Annotated in this window: 15 protein-coding genes; 6 read left to right on the plus strand and 9 right to left on the minus strand. The window is 69.7% G+C overall.

The genetic code is table 11. The features are described from left to right. Positions 1–23: 23 nt before the first annotated feature. Positions 24–953, minus strand: a complete 930-nt coding sequence (locus NS331_RS12025) for a polyprenyl synthetase family protein (protein WP_082702422.1) — start codon at positions 951–953, stop codon at positions 24–26. A gap of 249 nt (positions 954–1,202) precedes the next feature. Here NS331_RS12025 and rplU point away from each other — a divergent pair, with 249 nt between their 5' ends. The 4 genes from rplU to proB all read left to right on the plus strand — a co-directional run bounded on the left by rplU (position 1,203) and on the right by proB (position 4,143). Next, positions 1,203–1,514 (plus strand): 50S ribosomal protein L21, encoded by a 312-nt coding sequence (rplU, locus tag NS331_RS12030; protein WP_058642232.1) that lies wholly within the window; start codon positions 1,203–1,205, stop codon positions 1,512–1,514. 18 nt (positions 1,515–1,532) lie between these two features. Next, positions 1,533–1,790, plus strand: coding sequence for a 50S ribosomal protein L27 (gene rpmA / locus NS331_RS12035; RefSeq protein WP_058642233.1), 258 nt, complete (start codon positions 1,533–1,535; stop codon positions 1,788–1,790). Between the two features lie 94 nt (positions 1,791–1,884). Then, complete coding sequence (cgtA, locus tag NS331_RS12040) at positions 1,885–2,952, plus strand: Obg family GTPase CgtA (RefSeq protein WP_058642234.1); 1,068 nt, start codon at positions 1,885–1,887, stop codon at positions 2,950–2,952. Between the two features lie 57 nt (positions 2,953–3,009). Then, entirely contained in the window at positions 3,010–4,143 is a 1,134-nt protein-coding gene (proB, locus tag NS331_RS12045) for a glutamate 5-kinase (protein WP_058642235.1), read from the plus strand. An 84-nt stretch (positions 4,144–4,227) separates the two neighbouring features. Here the strand turns inward: proB and NS331_RS12050 are convergent, their stop codons facing one another. Next, the gene (locus tag NS331_RS12050; protein WP_082702423.1) at positions 4,228–4,779 is read right to left on the minus strand and encodes a CNP1-like family protein; all 552 of its coding nucleotides are present in this window, start codon (positions 4,777–4,779) and stop codon (positions 4,228–4,230) included. Next, the gene (locus NS331_RS12055) at positions 4,721–5,410 is read right to left on the minus strand and encodes an RNA pyrophosphohydrolase (protein ID WP_058642236.1); all 690 of its coding nucleotides are present in this window, start codon (positions 5,408–5,410) and stop codon (positions 4,721–4,723) included. The genes NS331_RS12050 and NS331_RS12055 overlap by 59 nt, the downstream gene beginning before the upstream one ends. Positions 5,411–5,551: 141 nt before the next feature. Between NS331_RS12055 and NS331_RS12060 the strand changes: the two genes are divergently transcribed. Together NS331_RS12060 and NS331_RS12065 are read left to right on the plus strand one after the other, a co-directional pair. Next, positions 5,552–7,294, plus strand: coding sequence for a proline--tRNA ligase (locus NS331_RS12060; protein WP_058642237.1), 1,743 nt, complete (start codon positions 5,552–5,554; stop codon positions 7,292–7,294). A gap of 92 nt (positions 7,295–7,386) precedes the next feature. Further along, a complete protein-coding gene (locus NS331_RS12065; RefSeq protein ID WP_058642279.1) occupies positions 7,387–8,049 on the plus strand; it encodes a lytic transglycosylase domain-containing protein in 663 nt (220 codons plus the stop codon). Between the two features lie 31 nt (positions 8,050–8,080). Here the strand turns inward: NS331_RS12065 and paeA are convergent, their stop codons facing one another. The 6 genes from paeA to hemA all read right to left on the minus strand — a co-directional run bounded on the left by paeA (position 8,081) and on the right by hemA (position 14,717). Further along, positions 8,081–9,406, minus strand: coding sequence for a polyamine export protein PaeA (gene paeA / locus NS331_RS12070; protein WP_058642238.1), 1,326 nt, complete (start codon positions 9,404–9,406; stop codon positions 8,081–8,083). 160 nt (positions 9,407–9,566) lie between these two features. Beyond that, positions 9,567–10,565, minus strand: coding sequence for an AAA family ATPase (locus tag NS331_RS12075; RefSeq protein ID WP_058642239.1), 999 nt, complete (start codon positions 10,563–10,565; stop codon positions 9,567–9,569). Between the two features lie 379 nt (positions 10,566–10,944). Beyond that, complete coding sequence (gene grxD / locus NS331_RS12080; protein ID WP_058642240.1) at positions 10,945–11,268, minus strand: Grx4 family monothiol glutaredoxin; 324 nt, start codon at positions 11,266–11,268, stop codon at positions 10,945–10,947. Between the two features lie 40 nt (positions 11,269–11,308). After that, entirely contained in the window at positions 11,309–12,157 is an 849-nt protein-coding gene (prmC, locus tag NS331_RS12085) for a peptide chain release factor N(5)-glutamine methyltransferase (RefSeq protein WP_058642241.1), read from the minus strand. 89 nt (positions 12,158–12,246) lie between these two features. Beyond that, entirely contained in the window at positions 12,247–13,332 is a 1,086-nt protein-coding gene (prfA, locus tag NS331_RS12090) for a peptide chain release factor 1 (protein ID WP_058642242.1), read from the minus strand. A gap of 98 nt (positions 13,333–13,430) precedes the next feature. Continuing rightward, positions 13,431–14,717 carry a glutamyl-tRNA reductase gene (gene hemA, locus NS331_RS12095; protein ID WP_058642243.1) on the minus strand — a complete coding sequence of 429 codons (1,287 nt, stop codon included), beginning with the start codon at positions 14,715–14,717 and terminating at the stop codon, positions 13,431–13,433. Positions 14,718–14,781: the final 64 nt, after the last annotated feature.

Here is a 14,781-nt window from a genome sequence, read left to right on the forward strand (position 1 = left end):
TTTTTCAGGCTTCCTGGAGCACCTCAGGTGCGGCGCTCAAGAAGCTGAGCCGCTAACTGTAGCATACCTTTCGCATAAATATTCGAAGGCAGCGTTTCGAGTGCGGCGATCGCGCGCTGCGCCTCGCGGGCCGCGGCATCGCGCGTGGCTTCCAAGGCGCCCGTTTCGCGCACCACCTGCACCACGCGCGCCAGCTGGGACACGTCGCCGGTCTCCAGCGCATTGCGCACGATGGCGGCCTGCTCGGCGTTGCCGTGCTTCATCGCCAGGATGAGCGGCAGCGTGGCCTTGCCCTCGCGCAGGTCGTCGCCCACGTTCTTGCCCGTCTCGGCTGCGTCGCCGGCGTAATCCAGCACATCGTCCACCACCTGGAAGGCGGTGCCCAGGGCCTGGCCGTAGGTGGCGCAGGCTTCTTCCAGCGCGGGCGGCGCCTTGGCCAGAATGGCGGCCAGGCGGGTGCTGGCCTCGAACAGCTTGGCCGTCTTGGAGCGGATCACCTGCAGGTAGGCCTGCTCGTCCAGCGAGGCGTCGCCCATGTTCATGAGCTGCAGCACCTCGCCCTCGGCGATCACATTGGTGGCCTCGGCCAGCACCTCCATCACCCGCATCTCGCCGGCGTCCAGCATCATCTGGAAGGCGCGCGAATAGAGGAAGTCGCCCACCAGCACGCTGGCGGCATTGCCGAAGGATTCGTTGGCCGTCGGGCGGCCGCGGCGCAGCGTGGACTCGTCCACCACGTCGTCGTGCAGCAGCGTCGCGGTGTGGATGAATTCGACCACCGCCGCCAGGTTGAAGCGCTGGTCGCCCTCGCAGCCCAGCGCGCGGCTCATGAGCAGCAGCAGCACCGGCCGCAGGCGCTTGCCGCCGGCCGCGATGATGTAGCGCGACACCTGGCTGACCAGCGGCACGCCGGTGGACAGGCGCGCGTCGATGACCCGGTCGACCTCCGCCATGTCGCTGGCGACGAGTTCGAGCGCGGCGAAGTTCTGGGAGGGTGGGCTGGCGGGGAGGGAAGACAAGACGGCGAGCGCAATGCGCGAAGGTCGATCGGTCGAGCTCAGTCGGTCGAGCGGCGGGAATTATAGGGAGCGCGCGAGAGCGATATTGGGCCGCACACCGCGAAAGATGCGTGTCGGCCAAAGCCGTGCTATCATGGAGAGCTTCGCGGATTCGCCGCGGAGAATCTTTCCAAGAGGTTATCCATGTACGCGGTCATAAAAACCGGTGGCAAGCAGTATCGCGTTGCTCCCGGCGAAAAAATTAAGGTAGAACAGATTGCTGCGGACGTTGGCCAGGAAATCGTGATCGACCAGGTGCTCGCCGTCAGCGACGGCAGCGCGATCAAGGTCGGCACGCCCCTGGTGTCCGGCGCCACGGTGACGGCCACGGTGCTGTCCCATGGCAAGCATGACAAGGTGCGCATCTTCAAGATGCGTCGCCGTAAGCATTATCAAAAGCGCCAAGGCCATCGCCAGCAGTTCACCGAACTGCAGATCGGCGCGATTGCCGGCTAAGCCCAGGAGCAGGACACCATGGCACAGAAAAAAGGCGGCGGCTCTACGCGAAACGGGCGCGATTCCAAGCCCAAGATGCTCGGCGTGAAGGCCTATGGCGGCCAAGTGATCAGCGCCGGTTCGATCATCGTGCGTCAGCGCGGCACGCGCCTGCACGCCGGTGACAACGTGGGCGTGGGCAAGGACCACACCCTGTTCGCGCTGGTCGATGGCCGCGTGTCGTTCGGCATGCGTGGCGCGCTGAACAAGCACGTCGTGCACATCACCCCGGTCTGAGCGACTCCCGCTCCTTCCGCGTGAAGCCCCGCTTTGCCGGGGCTTCATCGTTTGTGTCTCCCTCCGGAGACTTCATCATTTGTAAACTGCCCTCATGAAGTTCGTCGACGAAGCCTTCATCGACATCGCCGCTGGCGATGGCGGCAACGGCTGCGTGTCGTTCCGCCATGAGAAGTACAAGGAATTCGGCGGCCCCGACGGCGGCGACGGCGGCCGCGGCGGCCACGTCTTCGCGGTGGCCGATCCCAACCTCAACACGCTGGTCGACTATCGGTTCTCGCGCCGGCACGAAGCCCGGCGCGGCCAGCATGGCATGGGCTCCGACATGTTCGGCGCCGCCGGCGACGACGTCACGCTGCGCATGCCCGTGGGCACCATCATCAGCGACGCCGAGACGGGCGAGGTGGTGTGCGAACTGCTGGTGCCCGGCGAGCCGGTGACCATCGCCAAGGGCGGCGACGGCGGCTTCGGCAACCTGCGCTTCAAGTCGTCGATCAACCGCGCGCCGCGGCAGAAGACGCCCGGCTGGCCCGGCGAGCGCAAGAGCCTCAAGCTCGAGCTCAAGGTGCTGGCCGACGTGGGCCTGCTGGGCATGCCCAACGCCGGCAAGTCGACGCTGATCAGCGCCGTCTCCAACGCCCGGCCGCGCATCGCCGACTATCCCTTCACCACGCTGCATCCCAACCTGGGCGTGGTGCGCCTGGGGCCGGAGCAGAGCTTCGTCATCGCCGATCTGCCGGGGCTGATCGAAGGCGCCTCCGAAGGGGCCGGCCTCGGCCACCTTTTCCTGCGCCACCTGCAGCGCACCCGGCTGCTGCTGCACGTGGTCGACGTGGCGCCCTTCGACGAGGGTGTGGACCCGGTCGCCCAGGCCAAGGCCATCGTGGGCGAGCTCAAGAAGTACGACCAGGGCCTCTACGACAAGCCGCGCTGGCTGGTGCTCAACAAGCTGGACATGATCCCGGTCGAGGAGCGCGCCGCCCGCGTCAAGGACTTCGTCAAGCGCCTGCGCTTCAAGGGCCCGGTGTTCGAAATCTCCGCGCTCACGCGCGAGGGCTGCGAGCCGCTGATGCAGGCCATCTACCAGCACGTGAAGGCGCAACAGAAGGCCGAGCAGCCGCCGGAGTACGTCGATCCCCGCTTCGCCTCGCCGCAGGACTGACCGCCGCTTCCCGTCCGCCTTTGTCCGTGGCGCCCGGCGCCGAACGATCCCCGCTCCATGACCCGCAACTTCTCGTCCCCCGTCCTGCGCGATGCGCGCCGCCTCGTGGTCAAGGTGGGCTCCAGCCTCGTCACCGACGAAGGCCGGGGGCTGGACGAGCAGGCCATCGGCGAATGGTGCCGGCAGCTGGCCGCGCTGGTGCGCGATGGGCGGGAACTGGTGATGGTGTCCAGCGGCGCCATCGCCGAAGGCATGAAGCGCCTGGGTTGGGCGGTGCGGCCCAAGGAAGTGCACGAACTGCAGGCCGCCGCCGCCGTCGGCCAGATGGGCCTGGCCCACATGTACGAGAACAAGCTGCGCGAGAACGGCCTGCGCAGCGCCCAGGTGCTGCTCACCCATGCCGACCTGGCGGACCGCGAGCGCTACCTCAACGCCCGTTCCACCCTGCTGACGCTGCTGGGCCTGGGCGTGCTGCCGGTCATCAACGAGAACGACACCGTCGTCAACGACGAGATCAAGTTCGGCGACAACGACACGCTGGGCGCCCTGGTCGCCAACCTGGTGGATGCGGATGCGCTGGTCATCCTGACCGACCAGAAGGGCCTCTACACCGCCGACCCGCGCAAGAACCCGGACGCGACCTTCGTGCACGAGGCCCGGGCGGGCGATCCGGCGCTGGAACTCATGGCCGGCGGTGCCGGCTCCAGCATCGGCCGTGGCGGCATGCTGACCAAGATCCTGGCGGCCAAGCGGGCGGCGGGCTCGGGCGCTTCCACCGTCATCGCCTGGGGCCGCGAGCCCGATGCGCTGATGCGGCTGTCGCAGGGCGAGGCCATCGGCACGCTGCTGGTCGCCGACACCGCCAAGCACCAGGCCCGCAAGCGCTGGATGGCCGACCATCTGCAGTTGCGCGGCGCGGTGGTGGTGGATGCCGGCGCGGCGCACAAGGTCCGCGCCGAGGGCAAGAGCCTGCTGCCCATCGGCATGACGGCCGTCGAGGGCGGTTTCTCGCGCGGCGACGTGATCGCGGTGCGTGATGCCGATGGCGTGGAACTGGCGCGCGGCCTGGCCAACTATGCGGCGGCCGAGGCCCGGCTGCTGTGCCGGCGCGCCTCCTCCGAGATCGAAGGGCTGCTGGGCTATTCTGCGGAGCCCGAGATGATCCACCGGGACAACATGGTCCTGATGTGAGCGGGCGGCTGCGCGCCGGCGGCCAGCGACGCCACCGGGCCGGCACATCGCCGCGCAGCGCCGGAGCAGGCGCGCGCGGCGTCTTCAGTACAGCAGGATTTCCGGGCGCTTGAGTTCGCGCACCATGTCCGACACGCTGGCGCGGGGCGCCCGGCCGCGGCACAGGGCCTGCTGCGCGAGTTCGGCGGTGTAGACCGAGTTGCGGTCGCCGATGCGCTTCCACTCGGGGTTGTCCACCGGCCGCCAGCCGCTGCCGGACGAGCGCGCATAGGTCTTGTACTCGGCGGTCGCGCAGCGCACGCCCTCGTAGAAGGCATTGACCGCGTTGCCGCCTTCGCGCCATGCCACCACCACGTAGCGCACCACGCCGTCGGGCGTGATGACGATGGTCTTGGGATCGACGCCGAACTTGAGCGTCATGTACGCCGGCATGTCGATCTCCAGCGCGCGCTTGAGGTCGTAGGCCGGCGGCGGCGGGGCTTCGGATTCCTTCCAGTCGGGGTTGTCGACCAGCTGCGCCTGCGCCGTGCCCAGCAGCAGGGCGCCGGTCAGACCCAGCGCCGCGCGGCGCGCCGCCTCAGCGAGGCGTGCCCAGCGACTGCGGGTTGGAGGGCGATGTGTCGGGCTGCGGGGCATGGTCGTTGGCGGTGTTGGGGTCGGGGTCGAAGCAGGCCCCCGGCGGCAATTCGAAGGTGGGGGTGGCGGCCACGGTCAGCGGCGCATGGGCCGGCCGGTCGCGGTGCTCGCCCTCGCGGCCGCGCATGCTGCCCCGCAGGAAGCGGTTGCGCATGTCGGGCCGTGGCAGGAAGCGGGCCAGTTCGGTCAGCGCCATCTCGTAGACGCCGCGCTTGAACTCGACCACCACGTCCAGCGGGACCCAGTAGTCGTGCCAGCGCCAGGCGTCGAATTCGGGATGGTCGGTGGCACGCAGGTTCAGGTCCCAGTCGTGCCCCACGAGCTGCAGCAGATACCAGATCTGCTTCTGGCCCTTGTAATGGCCGCGGGCGTCGCGGCGGATGTAGCGGTCGGGCACCTCGTAGCGCAACCAGTCGCGGGTACGGGCCACGATGCGCACGTGGTCGGGCAGCAGGCCGACCTCTTCGTGGAGCTCGCGGTACATGGCCTGCTCGGGTGTCTCGCCCCGATCAATCCCGCCTTGAGGAAACTGCCAGGAGTGGGTGCGGATGCGCTTGCCCCAGAACACCTGGTTTTTCTGGTTGAGCAGGATGATGCCGACGTTGGGCCTGAAGCCGTCCCGGTCAAGCATAATCAAACCCCAATTTTTGAACTGGTTCGATTATGCATAGATCGATGCTGGCCGGGGCTTGACGCCGGCCCGCCCAGTTCCCGGCCCCGCGCCGCGTGCGGCACGCCGCCTTACTTCCTCCAGCTTCTTGCCCTGCAGTCGATGAAAGCATCCCGTTTCCTGGTGTCCACACTCAAGGAGGCCCCGGCCGACGCCGAAGTGGCCAGCCACCGGCTCATGACCCGTGCCGGCATGATCAAGAAGCTCGGCGCCGGCATCTACACGTACATGCCCATGGGCCTGCGCGTGATCCGCAAGGTGGAAGCGATCGTGCGCGAGGAGATGAACCGCGCCGGCGCCATCGAGATGACCATGCCCGTGGTGCAGCCGGCCGAGCTTTGGCAGGAGACGGGCCGCTTCGACAAGATGGGGCCCGAGCTGCTGCGCATCAAGGACCGCCACGACCGCGACTTCGTCATCCAGCCCACCAGCGAAGAGGTGGTGACCGACATCGCCCGGCAGGAGATCCGCAGCTACAAGCAACTGCCCCGGAACTTCTACCAGATCCAGACCAAGTTCCGCGACGAGCGCCGCCCGCGCTTCGGCCTGATGCGCGGGCGCGAGTTCATCATGAAGGACGCCTACAGCTTCGACCGCAGCCCCGAGGCCGCGAAGGCGAGCTACCAGGTGATGGCCCAGGCCTACCGCCGCATCTTCGACCGCTTCGGCCTGCGCTACCGGGCCGTGGCGGCGGACAGCGGCGCCATCGGCGGCGACCTGAGCGAGGAATTCCAGGTCATCGCCGCCACGGGCGAGGACGCCATCGTCTACTGCCCCGACAGCGACTACGCCGCCAACATGGAAAAGGCCGAGGCGCTGGCGCCCGCCGGTCCGCGCGGCGCGGCCGGCAAGCCGCTGACGAAGACGGCCACGCCGGGCAAGTCCACCTGCCAGGACGTGGCCGAACTGCTGGGCGTGCCGCTCGCGACCACCGTGAAGTCGCTGGTGCTGGCCACCGACCTGCTCGACGACAAGGGCGCGGTCAAGGGCACGCAGGTCTGGCTGCTGCTGCTGCGCGGCGACCACGACATGAACGAGGTCAAGGTCGGCAAGCTGCCCGGCCTGGCCGGCTTCCGCTTCGCGACCGTGGGCGAGATCGAGGCCCACTTCGGCTGCAAGCCCGGCTACCTGGGCCCGCTGAACCTGAGGCAGCCGGTCAAGGTCGTCGCCGACCGCGAGGTGGCACTGATGGCCGACTGGATCTGTGGCGCCAACGAGCCCGACTTCCACATCACCGGCGTCAACTGGGGCCGCGACCTGCCCGAGCCCGACCTGGTGGCCGACCTGCGCAACGTGGTGGCCGGCGATCCGTCGCCGGACGGCAAGGGCGTGCTGGCCATCGAACGCGGCATCGAGGTGGGCCATGTGTTCTACCTGGGTACCAAGTACAGCCAGGCCATGAACGCCACCTTCCTGGAAGAGGACGGCAAGCCCCGCACGCTGGAGATGGGCTGCTACGGCATCGGCATCACCCGCCTGCCGGCCGCCGCCATCGAGCAGAACCACGACGAGCGCGGCATCATCTGGCCCGATGCGCTGGCGCCATTCACCGTGGTGCTGTGCCCCATCGGCATGGACCGCAGCGCCGAGGTCAAGGCCGCCGCCGAGGCGCTGTACGACCAGTTGCTGGCCGATGGCGTGGACGTGCTGCTGGACGACCGCAACGAGCGCCCCGGCGCCATGTTCGCCGACTGGGAACTGATCGGCGTGCCGCACCGGCTGGTCATCTCCGACCGCGGCTTGAAGGAGGGCCAGTTCGAGTACCAGCACCGCCGCGACACGGCGGCGACCAAGGTGCCGGTGGCCGAGGCGGCGGCCTTCCTGAAGGGCCGCCTGGCGGTGTGACGCGGCGCCCGGCCTTCGCCGACGCGCAGGCCGGCGGGCTGGACGGCACCGCTGCGGCCGCCGTTTCGGCCGGTGCTGCGGCGCCCTCCGCCCTGCAGACCGGCCGCCGCAGCTTCCTGGGGCGCGCCGCGGGCCTGGCATCCTGGGCCAGCCTCGCCGCACCGCTGTGGCTGCCCGCCACCGCCCATGCCGGCGCCCAGATCGAGGAGCCGCTGGCCGACGCGGTGCGCACCGCGCTCAGCTCGGCCATCCTCAACAACGCGCCGCCGGTGCCGGAGTTCGACGACTTCGCCAGCCGCCTGCAGTACCTGCGCTGGCTGGGCGCCATGGGCGACCGGCTGCGCCGCCGGGTGCCCGACTGGCAGACGCGCAAGGAGCTGCTGCAGACCATCTGGTACGAAAGCCGCCGCGCCGGGCTGGATGTCAGCCTGGTGCTGGGGCTGATCCAGGTGGAAAGCAACTTCCGCAAGCACGCCGTCTCGAGCGCCGGAGCGCGCGGCTACATGCAGGTGATGCCCTTCTGGGTGCGGGTGATCGGCAATGGCGATCCATCCGTGCTGTTCCACATGCAGACCAACCTGCGCTTCGGCTGCGTGATCCTGCGCCACTACCTGGACCGCGAGCGCGGCGACGTCTTCATGGCGCTCGGCCGCTACAACGGCAGCCGCGGGCGGGCGCCGTACCCGGACGCGGTGTTCGCCAACCAGCGCCACTGGATCTTCGATCCCGGGCGGCCGCTCACCGCCACGGGCTGAGCGGGCGGCGCAGCCATCGCGCCGACGCGGGTCAGGCTGCCGCCTTGGCCTCCGGCTGCGCCGCCGCCGGCCCGCCGCGCGTGACCATCACCTGGTCGATGCGGTGGCTGTCCACGTCCATCACCTCGAAGGTGAAGCCGGCCCAGCTCACGCTGTCGGTGCGGCGCGGCACGCGGCGCAGCATCACCATGAGGAAGCCGGCCAGGGTCTCGTACTCGTCCTCGTGCGGCATCTCGTCGATGCCCAGGGCGCGCTGCACGTCCTGGATGGGCGTGACGCCGTCGATCAGCCAGGAATGCTCGTCGCGCTGCACGATCTGCTGCTCGTCGGTGGAGGCTGGCACCAGATCGCCCATCACGGTGCTCATCACGTCGTTGAGCGTGATGACGCCCACCACCAGGCTGTATTCGTTGACCACGATGGCGAAGTCCTCGTGCGCAGAGCGGAACTGCTCCAGCACCTCGGTCAGCGTCAGCCGGTCGGGAATCACCAGCGCCTTGTGGATCGGCAGCCCCTGGTCGAAGGACAGGGGCTGGCCGCCCAGCACGCGCTGGAACATGTCCTTGGCGTCGACGTAGCCCAACACGTGGTCGATGTCGCCCTCGCACACCGGGTAGGCGGAATAGGGCTCGGCCACGATGCGCGCGCGCAGCACCGACTCCGGATCGTCCCGGTGCAGCCAGGCGATGCGTTCGCGCGGCGTCATCACGCTGTTGACCATGCGAACGTCCAGCTCGAAGACGTTGGCGATGACCTGGTGCTCCTGTGCCGCCAGCACGCCGGCGCGGGTGCCGGCCTCGGACATCGCGAGGATGTCGGCCAGGGTGATCTTGTCCTCGCGCACCATGGGCAGGCCGAGCAGCCGGAACAGGCCGTCGGTCATGCGGGTGAACAGCCAGGTGAGGGGGCCCAGCAGCGTGATCAGCCAGCGCATGGGCCGGGCGATGCGCATCGCCATGCGCTCCGGATCGCTCATGCCGAGCCGCTTGGGGAACAGGTCGGCGAAGACCAGGAAGGCCGCGATGATGGTGATGAAGGAGGCCGTGAAGGCCGCGCGCTGGGCGTTCTCGGCGTCGAGCGCCAGCTCGAACAGGCGCGCGAAGTAGGGCGTCAGCGCGCCTTCGCCCACCACGCCGCCCAGGATGGCGATGGCGTTCAGCCCGATCTGCACGACGGTGAAATAGTGGCCCGGCTGCTCCTGCAGCGCGATCACCTCCTGGGCGCGCGCGTCCCCATCGTCGGCCAGCTGGCGCAGGCGCAGCCGGCGGGCGGCGGCGAGCGAGATTTCGGCGACGGAGAAGAAGGCGCTGACGGCAATCAGCAACGCGATCAGGAGCAGGCTTTGGGTCAGGGTCATCGGCAGGCAGGAAGTGGCGCCGGCCTGAGGATAGCGTCCCGCCGCGATGCCGCCTCGCCGAGAAGGTTGGCGTGCTGCAGCACGCTGCGTGGCGCTGCGCAGGGACGCCGGACCCCGTCCGGCATCTGCCGCGCAGTCCGCTGCCGGTTTCGGAGGATGGCTACTGCACGAAACCCATGCGCTGGCGCTGGCCGGCCGCGCTGCGCGGCAGGTCGTCCACCTGCATCTGTTCGCGCCGGGCTAGGCGGGCATTGCCGAAGCCGGTCATCAGCGCGCGGCGCATTTCGCGCGGGGCGAGGCTGGCCAGCACGTCGAGCACGTCGTCGGCCGGTTCGGCGGCCAGGTGTCGGCCCCAGTCGTGCTCGGCGCGGATCGACAGGTAGAGGTTGCGCGCGATGCGCCGCGCCTGCTCGGCGGAAGGCGCCTCGATCTCGAACACGTTCATCCGGTTGAGGATGGGCTCGGGCACGCTGCGCTCGTCGTTGGCGGTGGTGATCCAGATGACCTGGCTGGCGTCGATGGCCACTTCGGCGAATTCGTCGACGAAATGGTGGGCGGTGTCGTGCTCCAGCAGGCCGTAGAGCGCGCCCAGCGGGTCGTACTGCGCGTCGGCGCTGGCCTTGTCGATCTCGTCCACCACGATGACCGGGTTGGCGTACTGCCCGTCCACCAGCGCCTCGAACACCTTGCCGGGCTTGGCGCCCTTCCATTGCGAGGAGGCGCCGGAGAGCAGCCAGCCGGCGGTCATCGAACTCATCGGCACCAGCTGCATGCCGGTGCCGAGCAGCTCGGCCAGCTTGCGGGCGAAATGGGTCTTGCCGATGCCGGGCGGGCCCAGCAGCAGCATGGGCGTCACCTCCAGGCCGTCGCGGCTGTCCTGGGCCAGCGCGACGTGGCGGCGCACGTCGTCGAGCGCGTCGGTGAAGTTAGGCAACTGCTCGTACAGGGCGGCCATGTCGGGCACACCGCTGGGCTTGACCTGGAAGCGCTCGGGGCCGCGCTCGAGCATGCGGGTGTAGGTGCTGCGCAGGGTTTCGTGATCGCGCTCCGGCAGCTTGGCGAGCCGGCGCTCCACCTCGTGCGTCTCGTAGACGCTGCGCAGTTGCGCCACAGGCAGCTGAAAGCCTGCGCTGGTGGGGACGAGACTGCGGGAATCCATCGGGAACACCTCCGTATCGAACAACAACACCTGGTGCGATACAGCATAAGACGTGCCGGCGCGGCGTGCACGCGAGCCGCAGGCGCCGACAGGCGATGTGGCTTGGCGACTACAGCGGGGCAGGCGGCGTCCGAACGGTGTGGCGCGTGCCATGAAAAACGGCCCGCGCGCGGCGGGCCGATTTGGCGGTGAGGCACGGTGCCAGTCCGTCGATCCGTTCGCCCCCGAGGGTCTGCCGAAGGCGTCGTGCCCCGGCTTCGACAGGCTCAGCCCGAACGGTGACGGGTCGACGACGGTGAGGGGGCGAGAACGGTGCTGGGCCAACGAATCGGCATCAGGCGCCGGACCTCCCCTTTCAGGGCGGCGGGCGGACCGGCCGTCAGGCGGCCTGGGTCAGCATCTGCTGCAGTTCGCCGGACTCGTACATCTCCATCATGATGTCCGAGCCGCCCACGAACTCGCCCTTGACGTAGAGCTGCGGGATCGTGGGCCAGTTGCTGTATTCCTTGATGCCCTGGCGGATCTCGGCGTCGTCCAGGACGTTGACGGTCTTGAGCGACTTGGGCTCGACGCCGCAGGCCTTCAGGATCTGGACGGCGCGGCCGGAGAAGCCGCACATGGGAAAGCTCGCGTTGCCCTTCATGAAGAGCACGACATCACTCGACTTCACGATGCCGTCGATGCGTTGCTGAACGTCGCTCATGGGGTTTCCTGTGGATGTGTGGGATGGGAAGAGGGGTGGATTATTTCACCGGGGCCCAGGTTCCGCCGGTGCAGCGGGCAATGCCGGACAGGTCATGGCGGCGCTGGATGTCGGCGAAACCCGCGCCGGCGAGCAACTGGCGCACGGCGGCGGCCTGGTCGTGGCCGTGTTCCAGCAGCAGTTGGCCGCCGGCGGCCAGGTGCGCGGGAGCGTCGCGCACGATCTGCCGCAGGTCGTCCAGGCCGTCGGCGCCGGCCACCAGGGCCGACCGCGGCTCGTGGCGCAGGGCGGGCAGGTGCGGATCGCCGTCGGCGATGTAGGGCGGGTTGCTGACGATGAGGTCGTAGGCCGCCCGAGGCGCGCCGTCGAGCCAGGAAGCCTGGCGGAAGGCGACGGCAAGGCCGAGCCGCTGCGCATTCGCCGTGGCCACGGCGAGCGCGTCGGTGCTGGCATCGACCGCCTCGACCCGCGCGTCGGGCCGGGCGCGCTGCAGCGCCAGGGCGATGGCGCCGCTGCCGGTGCCCAGGTCGAGCACGCGCGGGGCGCTGCGGCCCTGAAGGCAGTCCAGCGCCCAGTCGACCAGTGTTTCCGTGTCCGGACGCGGCACCAGCACGCGGGCGTCCACCTGCAGGTCGAGGCCGTGGAATTCCTTTTCCCCGAGCAGGTAGGCGGCGGGTTCGCCGGCCAGGCGCCGGCGGAAGAGGGCGGCGATGCGCGGCCAGTCGCCGGCGGCGAGCGCGTCGCCGTCGTGCGTCAGCAGCCAGGCCCGGTCGTGCGGCGCGCGGCCGAGGGCGTACAGCAGCAGCAGTTGGGCATCGAGCCGGTCCAGACCGGCCCGCAGTCCGGCCTGCAGGGCGGCGGCGACGTGCGGGGGCGCCGGCTCGGCCATCGGTTCGGCCGCCGAAGCTGGTGTTGGGACCGGGGAACGACCGTCGACGACGGCGCGGCCAGCCTCCATCGCAGCGGCAGGGCGCACGCTCATGCCTGGCTCGCCTCCAACTCCGCCAGCTGCTCGGCCTCACGCGCGGCTTGCAGCGCGTCCAGCACCTCGCCCAGGTCGCCATCCATCACCGCGCCGAGCTTGTAGAGCGTGAGGTTGATGCGGTGGTCGGTGAGCCGGCCCTGCGGGAAGTTGTAGGTGCGGATGCGGTCGCTGCGGTCGCCGCTGCCGATCAGGCCCTTGCGCAGCGCGGCTTCCTTGGCGGCACGCTCGCTGCGCTCCTTTTCCTGCAGCCGGGCCTGCAGCACCTGCAGCGCCTTGGCCTTGTTGCTGTGCTGGCTGCGGCCGTCCTGGCATTCGGCGACCAGGCCGGTGGGCAGGTGCACCACGCGCACGGCCGAGTCGGTCTTGTTGATGTGCTGGCCGCCGGCGCCGCTGGCGCGGAAGGTGTCGATGCGCAGGTCGGCCGGGTTGAGGGTGATGGCCTGGGCCTCATCGGGTTCCGGCATCACGGCGACGGTGCAGGCGCTGGTGTGGATGCGGCCCTGCGTCTCGGTGGCGGGCACGCGCTGCACGCGGTGGCCGCCCGATTCGAAGCGCAGCCGGCCGTAGGCGCCGTCGGCCTCCACGCGCAGCACCACTTCCTTGTAGCCGCCGATCTCGCTGTCGCTGGCGCTCATGACCTCCAGCTTCCAGCCCTGGCTGGCGGCAAAGCGGGTGTACATGCGCGCCAAGTCGCCGGCGAACAGGGCCGACTCGTCGCCGCCGGTGCCGGCGCGGATTTCGAGGAAGGCGTTGCGGGCGTCGTCCGGGTCCTTGGGCAGCAGCAGGCGCTGGAGTTCGTCGGCCAGCTGCTGCAGCTCGTTCTCGGCGGCGGCGATTTCCTCGCGGGCCATCTCGGCCATGTCGGGGTCGTCCAGCATGTCGCGGGCGCCGGCCAGGTCGGCCTCGCGCTGGCGGTAGCGCGCCCAGCGGCCGGCGATGGCGGTGACTTCGGCATGCTCGCGCGAGAGGACGCGGTACTGCGCCATGTCGGCCATGATGTCCTCGCGCGAGAGCAGGAAGTCCAGCTCGTCCAGGCGCTGGGCGAAGCGTTCGAGTTGGTGGCGGAGGAAGTCTTTCACGGGCGAGGCGGAATCTGGGAAGCGGGCCGAAGGCGGCGCAAGGCAGGGCGCTGCAGGCAGTTGCGGCCGGTGGCGGAGGCCGCGGCGAGCGAGCGTCGCTAGTTGTCGCGGCGCGTATCGCCGTTGCGCAGGAAGAGCCGGCTCACCGTCTGCGCCGTCTGCGCGCGGCTCGTGGCGTCGCCGGCATGCAGTTCGGCCATGGCGCCGTGCAGCATCTTCTGCGTGAGGCCGCGCGACAGGGCGTCCAGCACCGCCTCGACGTCGTCGCCACGGGCGAGCTGGCGGCGTGCGCGGGCCAGTTCGGCCGCGCGCCAGGCATCGGCCTGGGCCTGCAGCTGCTGGATCAGCGGCACGCTGCTGCGCTGGTCCATCCAGTGCAGGAAGTTCTGCACCCCGGCGTCGATGATCGACTCGGCCTGGGCGACGGCGGCCTGGCGGCTGGCCTCGCCCTGACGGACGACGTGGGCCAGGTCGTCCACGGTGTAGAGGTAGACGTCTTCCAGGTCCTTGACCTCGGGCTCGATGTCGCGCGGCACGGCCAGGTCGACCATGAACATGGGCCGGTGCTTGCGTGCCTTGAGCGCCCGCTCGACCGCGCCCAGGCCGATCAGCGGCAGGGTGCTGGCGGTGCAGCTGACCACGATGTCGAATTCGGCCAGACGGCCGGGCAGGTCGGCCAGGCGCATGGCCTCGCCGCCCAGGCGGCCGGCGAGCTTCTCGCCGCGCTCGAGGGTGCGGTTGGCGATGACCATCTTCGCGGGCTGGCGCGCGGCGAAATGCGTGGCGGCCAGGTCGATCATTTCCCCGGCACCGACGAAGAGCACGCGCGTCTCGCGCAGGTCCTCGAAGAGCTGGCCGGCCAGGCGGACGGCGGCGGCGGCCATGCTGATGGAATGCGCGCCGATCTCGGTGGAGGTGCGCACTTCCTTGGCGACGGCGAAGGAGCGCTGGAACAGCTGGTTGAGCGTGGTGCCCAGGGCGCCGGCCGACTCGGCGGCGCGGATGGCATCCTTCATCTGACCCAGGATCTGAGCCTCGCCCAGCACCATGGAGTCGAGGCCGCTGGCCACGCGGAAGGCATGGCGCGCGGCTTGGCCGTCGGTGAGGGTGTAGGTGTGCGAGCGCAGCAGCGCCGGCGACACGCCGCCGCTGCCGGCCAGCCAGTCGACCGTGTGCTCGAGCGCGGGCCGGTCGGCGGCGCAGTAGATCTCGGTGCGGTTGCAGGTGGAGAGGATGGCCGCCTCCACCGGCGGGTGGCCACCGATGCCCACGGCGCTGCGCAGGCTCTGCAGGGTGGGCGCGATCTGGTCGACGGCGAAGGCGAACCGGCCGCGCAGGTCGAGCGGCGCGGTCGTGTGGTTCAAGCCGAGGGCCCAGACTGCCATAACCGCGCATTATAAAATTCGCGCCCCTCTTCGGCGTCTTGCACTGCAACAAACCCGCCTATCG

It is taken from the genome of Pseudacidovorax intermedius (assembly GCF_001476815.1).
Classification (GTDB): domain Bacteria; phylum Pseudomonadota; class Gammaproteobacteria; order Burkholderiales; family Burkholderiaceae_C; genus Xenophilus; species Xenophilus intermedius_A.